The 11,900-nt window shown below is 45.6% G+C and carries 11 protein-coding genes; 6 read left to right on the top strand and 5 right to left on the bottom strand.

Translation table 11 applies throughout. The features are described from left to right. The first annotated feature begins 11 nt into the window (after positions 1 to 11). Positions 12 to 308 (top strand): cytochrome c3 family protein, encoded by a 297-nt coding sequence (locus JMA39_RS15955; RefSeq protein WP_202722848.1) that lies wholly within the window; start codon positions 12 to 14, stop codon positions 306 to 308. 185 nt (positions 309 to 493) lie between these two features. Here the strand turns inward: JMA39_RS15955 and JMA39_RS15950 are convergent, their stop codons facing one another. Both JMA39_RS15950 and JMA39_RS15945 read right to left on the bottom strand, forming a co-directional pair. After that, positions 494 to 955 (bottom strand): tellurite resistance TerB family protein, encoded by a 462-nt coding sequence (locus JMA39_RS15950; RefSeq protein WP_202722847.1) that lies wholly within the window; start codon positions 953 to 955, stop codon positions 494 to 496. Positions 956 to 1,070: 115 nt separating this feature from the next. Further along, positions 1,071 to 1,589, bottom strand: a complete 519-nt coding sequence (locus JMA39_RS15945; protein WP_202722846.1) for a DUF2780 domain-containing protein — start codon at positions 1,587 to 1,589, stop codon at positions 1,071 to 1,073. A 184-nt stretch (positions 1,590 to 1,773) separates the two neighbouring features. On the opposite strand from JMA39_RS15945, the gene JMA39_RS15940 reads away from it, so the two are divergent. The 3 genes from JMA39_RS15940 (at position 1,774) to JMA39_RS15930 (ending at position 5,579) form a co-directional block, all read left to right on the top strand. Next, positions 1,774 to 2,508, top strand: coding sequence for a hypothetical protein (locus JMA39_RS15940; RefSeq protein WP_202722845.1), 735 nt, complete (start codon positions 1,774 to 1,776; stop codon positions 2,506 to 2,508). Positions 2,509 to 2,619: 111 nt separating this feature from the next. Next, positions 2,620 to 4,047 carry a DUF4145 domain-containing protein gene (locus JMA39_RS15935; RefSeq protein WP_202722844.1) on the top strand — a complete coding sequence of 476 codons (1,428 nt, stop codon included), beginning with the start codon at positions 2,620 to 2,622 and terminating at the stop codon, positions 4,045 to 4,047. 254 nt (positions 4,048 to 4,301) lie between these two features. Then, positions 4,302 to 5,579 carry a hypothetical protein gene (locus tag JMA39_RS15930; protein WP_202722843.1) on the top strand — a complete coding sequence of 426 codons (1,278 nt, stop codon included), beginning with the start codon at positions 4,302 to 4,304 and terminating at the stop codon, positions 5,577 to 5,579. A gap of 15 nt (positions 5,580 to 5,594) precedes the next feature. On the opposite strand, the gene JMA39_RS15925 is transcribed toward JMA39_RS15930, so the two are convergent. Together JMA39_RS15925 and JMA39_RS15920 are read right to left on the bottom strand one after the other, a co-directional pair. Continuing rightward, positions 5,595 to 5,924: a hypothetical protein gene (locus JMA39_RS15925; RefSeq protein ID WP_202722842.1), complete on the bottom strand. Its 330-nt coding sequence runs from the start codon at positions 5,922 to 5,924 to the stop codon at positions 5,595 to 5,597. A gap of 166 nt (positions 5,925 to 6,090) precedes the next feature. After that, positions 6,091 to 7,053 (bottom strand): LysR substrate-binding domain-containing protein, encoded by a 963-nt coding sequence (locus JMA39_RS15920; protein ID WP_202722841.1) that lies wholly within the window; start codon positions 7,051 to 7,053, stop codon positions 6,091 to 6,093. 100 nt (positions 7,054 to 7,153) lie between these two features. On the opposite strand from JMA39_RS15920, the gene JMA39_RS15915 reads away from it, so the two are divergent. After that, on the top strand, positions 7,154 to 8,356 hold the full coding sequence (locus tag JMA39_RS15915; RefSeq protein WP_202722840.1) for a multidrug effflux MFS transporter: 1,203 nt from the start codon (positions 7,154 to 7,156) through the stop codon (positions 8,354 to 8,356). A 186-nt stretch (positions 8,357 to 8,542) separates the two neighbouring features. After that, complete coding sequence (locus JMA39_RS15910; RefSeq protein ID WP_202722839.1) at positions 8,543 to 9,136, top strand: tRNA-uridine aminocarboxypropyltransferase; 594 nt, start codon at positions 8,543 to 8,545, stop codon at positions 9,134 to 9,136. A 243-nt stretch (positions 9,137 to 9,379) separates the two neighbouring features. On the opposite strand, the gene JMA39_RS15905 is transcribed toward JMA39_RS15910, so the two are convergent. Next, a complete protein-coding gene (locus tag JMA39_RS15905; RefSeq protein WP_202722838.1) occupies positions 9,380 to 11,527 on the bottom strand; it encodes a sensor domain-containing protein in 2,148 nt (715 codons plus the stop codon). Positions 11,528 to 11,900 lie beyond the last annotated feature (373 nt).

Raw genomic sequence — 11,900 nt, 5'->3', positions numbered from 1 at the left:
AGGGTTTGAACATGCTTAAAGTTTTAGGATTAACAGTGTTGTTGAGCTTTTCTGGTGCTGTTTTAGCAACCTCGGTTGCAGATTCACACACTGAAATGGCAGGTTGTGAATCATGCCACCAAGATGGTGCGCCATCATCAGATATGGCCTATGAGAATGAAACCTGTATCAGTTGTCATGGGTCAATGAAGGAACTAGAGGGAGATGCGCATAAACAGCATGATGGGGTCATCACTTGTAGTGACTGCCACGTAGTGCACGAAGCATCTCCTGCTAGCGGTAGTTGCACTAGCTGTCACCAACCCTAGTATAGATATAAGGCTATAAATAAAGAGTAGTGAAAACTACTTCATACACCGCAAGGACGCTTCTGGGCAGGACGCCACTTTCTATGACTTAGCGGTTATCGCCAAGTACCCAACCTCCAAATGGGTTTGCCATCTTTCAAGGTGGCCTCTTTGTTTCTACGTACCTGAATTTAACGTTAAGCTGACTATGAGGGCTTACCTTGCTGCTCCATGGCAATGTTACGCATCTGAATAAGTTCACTGTGGCGCAGGTAGAGCAGCTCTGCCGTACGGCGAATGATCTGGTCTTCATACTGGCATAAGTGACCATCGGCATAGGCTAAGCGCCACATAGCGAGGATAAGCTGCTGCTTTTGGTGGATGTCGAAGTTGTCATTAATCGCTTCGGTAAACTCGTACAGTGAGGTGGAGCTTTGCTGCGATTGTTTAGCATCGTGAACCAAGCCATGCACATCATCGCTGGCTAAATTTAGGGTCGTTGTCAATAAACTCGGTAGTAGCTTGGCTTCTTGCTCTGACATAGTTTCATCTGCCATCACTACCTCTAGCAATAAGCTAGCGGCAGCAAGTTTTAAATGCTCTGCGCGTTCCTCATCAGAGAGGTGGGCTTGTGGGTTCGCGAAAAACTGTTTGAGCTTAGCGATCATGTCGGCTCCTAAACCTTATGGTAATTACAGATTATTAGAACCTAATTATGGCAAAGAGTTCCTTCTCAGTCAGGGCTAACACTAAGTAGGTGACTGAGAAGGGAAAAACAGAGGATTATAAAATGGAGTTTAAACCTTGCATCAGTAGTTCGGATGTACCTGCACTACCATTGGTATCTAAGTAGCCTTTAACGATATCGATCATCGGCGCCGCGAGCTCTTTGGAGATCCCTAATTGTTCGAAGGCATCATAAACCATGGCACCACCCTGTAGAGACTCTCCAAGTCCGCCCGCTTTTGAAAGTAGTCCTGACATGCCTGAATCGTTATCAAGTTTTGGAACCGCATCTAGTAGCCCATCGATACCGGGAATTGAATCGGCTATCGAGCTAAACTCGCTACTTCCCAAAGAGCTTTGTGCCAGTGACAGTAGGCTACCCAATCCACCTTCTGCTTGTGTCTGGCTTAGACCAAGTTGAGACATAACTGTACCGACTAAGTCACTCGATTGAGTCTGTTGCGATTGCTCTTTGGTCGGTTCAGCCGCTTGGCTTAATTGGTCCAAAATCCCTGCATTTGTCGGCATGCTCAAAAGCGCGGTCATGGTAAGCAGGGTTGCAGTCATTAATTTCATTGCGGCTATCCTTGTATCATCTAATCTCTCAATAATTGCTCATTCTAGCGTTTTTAACAATTTCTTTTCATTATTTTGTTTCTATGGAGCACGGAATTGGTGATTTCAATTGTGCATTAATTTATAAACTTGGGTATCCTTAGCTTTAACTCGTGTTATTGAATTTTATCTTTTGGAAAACCCTATGCCATTGTCAGCAATATTGACTCAAGCTTTTAATTTTTTTCGAAACAATATTAGTCAGTTAGCGTTTATGTTAGTGCCAATTTTATTTATTCAGGTTGGTATACAGCTATGGCTAAGCTTAGAGATTAGCAGCGCCGATCTTGAAAATCCTCAATTTGGTACCAGCCACATGGTTGCCATGATGGTACTACTGTTGGTGTTTTCGTTCTTGATTGCGGCGTTAACGCTATTTTTAGAGATCCGCTCTCAGGGTCATAGCCCATCAAATGCCATGATCTTGAAAACCAGTTTAAACTTTGTACCCGCACTGCTTCTAGCCGGTGTTTTCTCTGGCCTTGCGATACTTGCACCAGTTATGATTTTGGCTGCAGTTAACGTTAACTTGATGATAATTGGTATTTTTATATCCCTCTATCTATTCGCGCGTCTGGCATTCGTTAACTTTATGGTTGTGGTCGAGCGTCTGACACCGATGGAAGCGATTAAACGTAGCTTCAGTTTTAGTGGTCCTATCGCTCTTAAGACTGTCGTGGTGTTACTGCTATATATTCCATTGTCGCTATTTGGCGGTATGTTAGCGCAACTGACTCAACTCGGTGGTCTTCCAGTGCAGTTGGTTGGTGAGGTTATCGTGGCGTTTTTCGGTCTGTTCGTGAACGTTGCACTTTTCCGCCTCTATATGGTGTCGCGTCCAACGCCAGAAACACCAGGCAACATCCAAAACGAAGAGTAACTCTGCTCCATAGAGGCTACTCTCTAGCTTTGCAGCTACGCACTTGTGTGAGCTGCAAGCCTAGTCTGTTATCTATAAATTAAAGGTTATTCTTGATTAGGGGTAAACGTCTTGTTGAACGATATTGAGTTCGTCAATCAGTTCTCTGCCGAATTGGGCGAGGATTATCGCAAGGCCAAAAGTTATGTAAAAGATGTACCGACTCAGGCGCTGCTGCATGTGCGCAGTTTTAGTCATAAGCTTACTAGCCTGCTTGCTGAGCCTAAAAAGGTGCGCTTCGATAGCCCTAATCTGTATGACCGTATCGAGCAGCTAAATCAGCGTCGACTCATCGATGTTAAGACTACGCGCGCACTGCATAAGCTTAGAGCCGATGGCAACCGCGGCGCCCACCCGGAAAAGTACCACCTCACACCCGAGCAGTTACAGCAGTTAAGTGAGCGCTCGATTAAGCAGCTTTTATCCTTAGTGGAGTCACTGTTTGTTAGCGTGACTCAGCAAGATAAGCCTGAATATTACTTCGAAGATTTCGACTCTTTAGCGGGGCGTGATCTCTGTTATCGCGCGGTCATGGAACGAGATCCTGACTCTCAGTATCTCGTTGGCATGTCGTTAAAGACTCGTGCTTTGATGCAGCGTGAGCAGGAGCTGGCGCTACAGGATAGTCGAGAAGAGGCGGTAGAGGAGCGTTCTACCGCATCATTTAAACAGGCGAGTTATTGGTTTGCTCAAGCTGCGGATAAAAATTTAAATGCCCTGTACGAGCATGGCGTATCACTGATCCATGGTTATAGTGGCGAGGCCGATGTGGTAGCCGGAGAGCTGGCAATTGCCAAGGCCGCCGATGCTGGTGTCGCGAATGCGATGGCGTTGTTAGGCTATTTCTATTTAGTGGGCAGTAAGCACTTTGCTGTCGACTCGAGTCTAGCTCAGAAATACCTTAGCGCTGCGGCTAAGCTTGAGCAGTCGGAGGCGATGGCGAATTTAGGTGTACTCTATTATCAACAGGATGATTTAGAGAGTGCCTATAAGTATATTCATCGCGCAGCTCAGGCAGGGTTCCCCCATGCCCAGTACCATCTCGCCTTGATGTTGGCGCGTGGTGAAGGCTGCAAACAGGATGCGATTAAGAGTGCCTATTGGATGGCTGAGGCTGCGGAGCTGGGTCAGGTCGATGCCATGCTATCTTGCGCACAGGAGATGCTGCATGATGACGGTGCGATGGGACAAGATCTGTCGCAGGCAGAAACTTACCTTCGAGAAGTGATTAAGTATGGCCACAGCGTTCCGGCGATGATCGAGCTGAGTATCGCCCTTGCCGATGGTATTTTGGGGCGGATCGATGTCGTTTCTGCTGCTGCACTCCTTAAGATGGCGCGAGAGCGGGCTAACCCAACAGAATTGGAGGTTATTTTACCTCTATGGCAGTCACTGGCACTGCAGGTCGATACTGTGCTGGGGATGACTGAATCGCCTCAAGAGCGAGTGTCATTAAACAAGGCGGCAGAACTACTTAGTGAACCGCAAATCTCAGAATAACGATGCGGTTATGATGGTAAGTTACTAAGCGAGTCTAGCACTTATGTTTGACTCGCTAAGGTAAACATGGGCAATTTTCTTATTGAAAATTAGCTTGTTTCAGTTTACTGATATCTCACTTTTAGGCTGTAGTGCCTTTCTCTCTTTCATTTCAGCTTGATGACTAGTTAATCAATTTTTCTCAAGCGCTAAATATTGTATAATATATGCAAATATTGTAAGTTTGACTCTCATTTACCCACTAGGAGTCTTTTTTGTCACACTTTGATCCTGAACAAGTTGAGCAAGCCTGTGCTAACCCCTTATCGTATGAAGCACAACAGCAAGCCCTTAATCAGTTTGCAGAGCGCTACATTAAGCTCGTTTTAGCCGTCGGACAGCACGATTGCTATTATGTTGATGCTTACTATGGACCTGAAGAGTGGCAAAAACAAACCTATTGGCAACCGTTGGCAGAGCTTCAGCATCAGCATCAACAGGGCTGTGAGATTTTAAAGCTAATGGCGGACGAGCTTAGTGCTCTTGATTTAGTTGAACGGCATCATTTTCTTCAGACACAGTGGCTGTCTATTAGCGCATATTTAGATTTCCTGCAGGACAAGAAGTGTAGCTTCAACGAAGAAGCTGTGGCTTTATATGATTGCCAGCTGGCCGAGTACTCCCTGCTTGAGCATCGACAAGTGCTTACTGAAATCGATGCCTTATTGCCTGGCGAGGGCTCTCTGACCGACCGCTATAACCAGTTTAAAGCGCAGTTTATTGTCCCTAAAGATAAAGCCGCTGAGGTCTTCTCGGCTTCGGTCGAAATGGCACGAACACGCACCAAGCAGCATATGGAGCTACCTGAAAACGAAAGTTTTGAGATTGAGTATGTCAACGATAAGGTGTGGACCGCATATAACTGGTACAAAGGCGATTTTCATAGCCTGATCCAGTTAAACCAGGATCAGCCTCTGGGGATCGAGCGTTATCTTGAGTTAGCATCACATGAAGGCTATCCGGGTCACCATGTATTTAATCTCTTGCAAGAGCAGAGGTTGGTGAAAGCTAAGCAGTGGTTAGAATATTCAATCTATCCTTTGTACAGCCCCATCTCCTACTTGTCAGAAGGTAGCGCAAATTATGCCTTGAGTCTTATCTTATCTGATGAAGAGGTGATTGCGTTTGAGCGTGATGTATTGATGCCGCTGGCGGGTTTACAGGGCGATCTGCCTCTATTCCACCGAGTATTAAAGTTGGTTAAAAAGTTGGGTTACTATGAGAATTACGTTAGCCAATGTTTAACCGATAATAAGGTCGATGCCGCAACGGCAGAGGAAATGCTAATCGATGGCGCACTTTATCCAGAATCTCGTGCAAAACAGCGAGTTCAGTTCTATGAGCGTAATCGCTCTTATGTGATCAACTATAGCGTTGGTGAAGATGCGGTTGCGGCCTGGGTTGAATCGCAAGCTCAAACTCAAGCGCAAAAATGGACGCGCTTCGAAAGTCTATTGTCTAGACCTCTAAACGCGTCTGATATGCTGATTTAGCTTTAACGAGCCAGATTAAACGGGCTCGTTAGGATTATGTTCGAAGGTGCGGCCTTGGCGTGGTGCAGAGGTCGGTGCTTCTTTATAAATTGTTTCCTGAAACTCTTCACTATATTGAACCTCTTGATTGGCCTGCTGCTTTTGAAAACGTGCAAGCTGACGCTTTAAAAATACGCGTCCAAATAGGCTCAGCGCTACGAAAGTAATCGCGCCAAATAGCAGTAAAAATGGCAGAGCGACTAAGGCTAATGTCATAAACGCCAAACCGATAACGAATGCTAGCCAGCCACGGGTGCCAGAAAATCGATTTTGCATCGGATTGTGTTGAAATTGGCTATAAATCATAAATTCTCCAGAATATCTTAATGCTAGCTTACACGAATAAGATGAATGCAGGCTGAACCACTGCGCCTTCTGTTCGGTATTATGTGCTAGTTGTTGGATTATACTGCCGACTATTTGAACCAAGATCACGTTAATAAAGGTTAATCTAATTTAACGCGTATCAATTTTAACTAGCTGAGAACGCCTTGGCTACACTCTCGCAGATGATCTCTTTTACCCATCTATGCCCCGGATCCTCCGCGCTGCGCTCATGCCAGAGTAATACGTAGGCCAGTGGAATGAACTCAATTGGCAGTGTTAACTCCACTAAAGGGTAAAGTTTCTTAGCGTGCTGGGCAAAACTGGCGGGCAGGGTAAAGATCAGGTCGCTATGGGCGCAAACACTGGCAGCGCCATAGAAGTCGGGCACTATGGTACTTAAGCGGCGGTGATGGCCTAAATCGGCCAGATGATAATCCAGTGCCCACCAATCATTGCCTTCACATCGAACCTGTACATGGGACATCTGCAAGTAGATATTCAGGTCCCAATGCCCAGCAGTGACGGTTGAGAGAATAGGGTGATCTTGACGCACTAAGCACACCTGATGATCGGTAAACAGAGTTTGGTGAGCGATGCCTTCAGGCAACCTATCTACTTGAAAGGCTGATTGCGGATGCAGTTCACGCCCAGCAATACCAAAATCAATCTGTCCCTGTTGAATCGCCTGTAGAGAGTTTTCGCTCCATACAAAGCTATCAAGTTTAAGATTGGGAGCGCGATTAAGTAATGTGCCGATGAAGTTAGGCAGCAGGGTCTCGTAGGCGCTCTCTACCATGGCAAATGAAAATTGGCGGCTGCTGTTATGAGGCGTAAAGCTGGGTGGCAGTGTCAGTTGATACAGGCTTTGTAGGCTTTGGGGCAGCAACTTACCTAACTGTATTGCGTGCGCCGTAGGCTTGAGCCCATGAGCGGTACGCAGAAAGAGCGGATCACCTAGAGTTTCTCTTAGCCGATTTAAACTTTTACTTAGAGCCGACTGGCTGACATGTAGGCGATTAGCGGCGCGGGTGACACTCTCCTCTTCAAGTAGTACTTGCAGGATAACTAACAGGTTTAGATCGATACGCGCGAGATTATCAAGTTTCAAAGATATTCCTCAGTGGAAATTCATAATGGAAATAATATCATTTCTGTTCATACCTTAGTTTGATTACTATAGCGCTGTTTTCCTAATTTTGAGAAAGATCATGCGCCGTAGTTTGTTACCTATTTTATTGCCCTTGGTGATTTTAAGTCCTTTGGCTATCGATATTTATCTGCCCTCTATGCCTGCAATGGCGGCAGAATTTTCAGTGTCAGCGAGTGAGATCCAATCGACACTAGTGCTTTTCTTATTTGCGATGGGCACGGGGCAGTTACTCATCGGCCCATTGGCTGACCGCTACGGTCGCCGTCCCGTTGCCATCGGTGGCATCATGTTTTACATGGCAAGTAGCCTATTGGCCGCTATTGCCGTGGAGTTTCACTGGCTTCAAATCGCGCGTGTGATGCAGGGCCTCGCGGCATGCTCGACCTCGATAGTGGTGTTTAGTGCGGTGCGCGACTGTTTCTCTCCAAAAGAGGGCGCACGTTACTACAGCTACCTAAACGGCATGATCTGTATTATTCCAGCTTTAGCACCGACATTAGGCGGTATGTTAGCCCTGCAGTTTGGTTGGCGTTCAAACTTCATTTTTATGGCACTGTATGGTCTAGTGATTCTGGCTTTAGTGAGCCTACGTTTACCAGAGACTCGTCCACAAAATACCGTGAGTGATGGGCCGCTATATCGCTGGGCACGCTATAAGCCAGTGATCACTGAGCCGCACTTCCTGTTTTACGCCATCGCTTGTATGGCGGGTATGGCCGCGATTCTGAGCTATGTTTCTTATGCGCCAGTGTGGCTCATCGGACACCTTGGCGTGTCAGAGTTAACTTTCAGCGGTCTGTTTGCCTTAAATGCTGTGGTGAATATCATCGCCTGTTTTGCTGCGCCTCTAGTGATTAAGAAGCTAGGTAACCGACCAACCGTGATTGCAGCGTTAGCTCTGATGCTGGTATCTGCTGTGACTCAAGTTATCGTTCAGCTTGTTGGGCCACAGTCAGGCTTGATGGCTGCCTATAGTTATATGCTACCTATGATGCTGCTATGTATCGGTTTTGCTCTGCTACTAGGGCCTGCAACCAGTATGGCGCTGTCAGCCTTTGGTGAGAGAGCAGGTACGGCAACGGCGATGCTTGGATTCATTCAGATGAGTGGCGCCTCATTGCTGACGGCACTAGTGCAGCAAACGGGTCTATCGGCCCCTTATGCCGTAGCGCTTTTGATGGGCGTAGGTGCACTCGCGTTGCTCGCCATGATGGCGATGCCAAAGTTTGATCATTGGCATCAAGAGCAGCACGCTTATTAGGCTGGTTTGCGAATGCAGCCAGTTGTAGATAGTAAAAGTTAACTTTGTTTCACCCTGAAACACCCTTAGCCTGCATTGACTAACCATCTCTGCAGGCTTTTTTTATCAACTCAAAAATACGAATATTATTTGCTATTCGGGTGGGCTAAACTTCAACGGTAATATCTGAGAATCTATTGAGGTTTTGTGTCCCGTCCAACTTGTCCAAACTGTCATTATCCGCAAAATGCGTGTCTGTGCGCCAGTATTGAAACCATGCAGGTCAAGGCTGAGCTGATTATTTTGCAAGACCCAAGCGAAGTGGGCCATGCCAAGAATAGTGTGCGCCTGTTAGAGTTGGTTATTCCAAATACTCAAGTGGTGGTGGGTGAAACCGAAGATGATTTTACCACCTTGCGTGAACAATTAGCGCAGTCGAAAAAGCCTGTTTATTTAGTTTATCCGTCAGACACGAGTGTATCGGCAAACGAGACTCAGGTTGAGGAAGAGGTGATACTACTTTTTCTCGATGGCACTTGGCGTAAAGCTTATAAATTGCTGCAACTTAACCCATGGTTACAGGCTTACCCTGCATTACATTTGGATCTGGATTCGGCTTCAAACTACACCATTCGTAAGGCGAGTCGCAGTGATAGTCTGTCGACGCTAGAAGCGGTAGCCATGATGCTTAAGGCAATCGATGAAAAGCAAAATATTGCACCTTTAACGAATGCCTTAAGTGCCATGGTAGAACAAAGGCTCGCTTCTATGCCTGCCGATGTTCGGGCTCGATATCGATAAGCTTTATTTAAAATAGTGGTTTTTTTATTCGATGTTTGAAGCTGAAAAAATTTAGTTACATTTTGGTATAAACTTTTGTGATTTAAGTTGTTTATTCCTTAGAAAAACGCCGTTGATATCACGCTAATTTTTCAGCGAATAGGGTTTAATAAGCCCATCATCTTATGGTGATGATTGGGGCTACGCCGGCAACAGCTTTTGCAGGGGGCGACACTGAATAATCCATTCAGAGTGCTGGCGTAGCTACCTTCCTGATACTCGGTAGCGGGCCTGTTGGGTATCATAGATTGGACTAAGTAGATCAAGTGTAAAGCTTTCAGCTTTCACGGGTTTATCGAAGAAATAACCCTGACCCATTCCTTTACCTAAATTCAATAGCAGGTCTCGTTGAGATTGCGTCTCTATCCCCTCGACAACAACATCTATCTCTAAGGTTTGTGCTAGTTGCATTATGGCCTTACAAAGCTTTTGGCCTTGATTAGTGTTTAGGCGTTGGGCAAAAGCGGAATCGATTTTCAGGCTATCTAGCGGTAAGCTGCTGAGTCGGCTCAAGGAGGATAGCCCCGCGCCAAAGTCATCTATTGCGATGCTAATATTCATCTCTTTTAACTGGGCTAAAACATTTGCCATAAATTTAGGTCGATGAATAAGCGCGCTTTCTGTGATCTCAATAATCAATGTGTTAGCAGGCAACTGAGTGCGGGCAAGTAGCCCTTTAAGCATGGGAATAAAGTCTGGGTGCTCCAGCTGTGAGCGTGAAATGTTGACGCTGATCTTAAGCTGGGGGTCAAACTCTTGCTGCCACTGCTGCATCTGTATACAAGCTTGCTCTAACGCCCATTGGCCAATACTAACCATTAGACCCGCTTCCTCTAATAGAGGGATAAAGTCTTGTGCTTCAACTATCTCGCCATTATTTTGAGTCCAACGTAGTAGCGCTTCAACCGCCACAATGTCATTAGACTCTAAATCGATAATGCTCTGATAGGCTAGGCTAAACTGTCCAAGCCCTTGGGCATGACGCAGATCATTTAGCGTATGCAGCTTCTTCTCTGCGGCCTCACGAATGGTCGCGTTATAGAAACGAATATGGTTTGGACTCTTCTTTGCTGAATACATAGCGGTATCGGCCATGCTTAACAGTTGATTAGGCTCGTCACTTTGCTGTGGAAATAACGAAATCCCTATGCTGGTACCTAGATAGAATTTCTGGCCATTAATTTCGAATGGTGCCTCAAACAATGACAATATCTGTTCAGAGAAGGCTTCTATCTCTTCTCTGTTATGGCATAGGGGAAGGACTAGAGTGAACTCATCACCACCTAGACGGGCTATTTCGGCATTCTCGATACAGCAGGCTTCGAGGCGAGCTGCCACTAGTTGCAGCACCTTATCTCCAGTGGAGTGGCCAAAGCTGTCGTTAATATTCTTAAAGCCATTGAGATCTAAGAACATCAAGGCTCCAATCATCTCTGGAGATTTTTTGATGTTATTGATCGCTTTACTGAGCAGCTGGATCAGGTGAAAACGATTTGGCAGCCCTGTCAGCTTGTCATACATGGCTTGCTGGGTCAGCTTGGCTTCTAGTGCCTTCTTCTCACTAATATCACTGAATAAATTGACATAAAACACAGTGTTGTCTGCGTAGATCCGTCGACAACTTTGCCATGCAGGGAAGGTAGAGCCGTCGGAGCGACACTTTTTAACTTCACCCTGCCAGCTTCCGGTTCCTTTTAAAGGGGTGTCTGGCACTGAGCTTTTTTGTTGTAGCTCTAGCTTAAGCTCTAGCGGCGTTTTGCCAAGTAAGTGTTCAGCGCTATAACCACAAATCCGACACATAGCCTTATTAACAGCCAATATTTGATTGTCTTCATTAGTGATATAAACCGCTTCGGCGCTGTCTTCTAAGGTTATCGACATCAGCTCTTTTGGCAGGGTTTCAAAGCCATTACTGATGCTCGCTCGGCTACGTTTTCGTCTATCCATGGGTTTAAAAAAGACCAGTAATATCTGGTCACCATCGAGCAGTGCTGGATAGAGGGTTAACAGGGTGGGGAGCTCTTTACCTTGCTGGCTCATATGTAGCCAATTGAATGAGACTACTTCGCCCTTGGCCGCCTTTTTTATCATCTGTAGACCATATTCGACGCTGCTTCTTCCTGAAGATTGCAGTCTAGGAGAGAAATCGAAGGGGGTGGCGTGAATAAAGTTTTGTTCTAGGCTTTCAAAATAACTGAGTGCGGCCGGCGTTGCAGCCAGAAAGTGCTGCCCCCGTAGGATAGCTACTGCCGTGGATTCCGATTGGTTTTTCCAGTGTGAGAGTTGTTCGTATAGTGCCGGATCTGCAGAAGATACACGTGGGTACAACTTAGACCAGGTTAACGCACTCATACACTCTTCCCTTTTGGCATGACATCTCTAGAGGTAAATAACTCTTACTTCGACAGTTAAAGTAATTATTTTGATATAGTTTAGTCGGTTTGGCGTCAAAAATACCTTTATTTGACGCTTTGCACAATCAAGATGTAACAAAATTGAATCTAGAGAACATTTACATAAAAAAAAATATTAATCTGCAAGAATAGACTTGAACTTATCTTTAATAATTGATGGATAGGGTTCGATTTAACTATTTGAACTTACAAACTATTTATAAATTAAAAGGCTAATATTCTAAAGCGTTGAACAAAAGGCAGTGTCAATGTGAATGAATTGGTTAAAATAGGCGATATAGATAAGCCTCTTATGAAAAGGAATGAAAGTG

The sequence above is a fragment of the Shewanella schlegeliana genome (assembly GCF_016765635.1).
Taxonomy (GTDB): Bacteria; Pseudomonadota; Gammaproteobacteria; order Enterobacterales; family Shewanellaceae; genus Shewanella; species Shewanella schlegeliana.
Note: the sequence above shows the minus strand (reverse complement) of the source record. Positions and strands in the feature narration are given on the sequence as shown.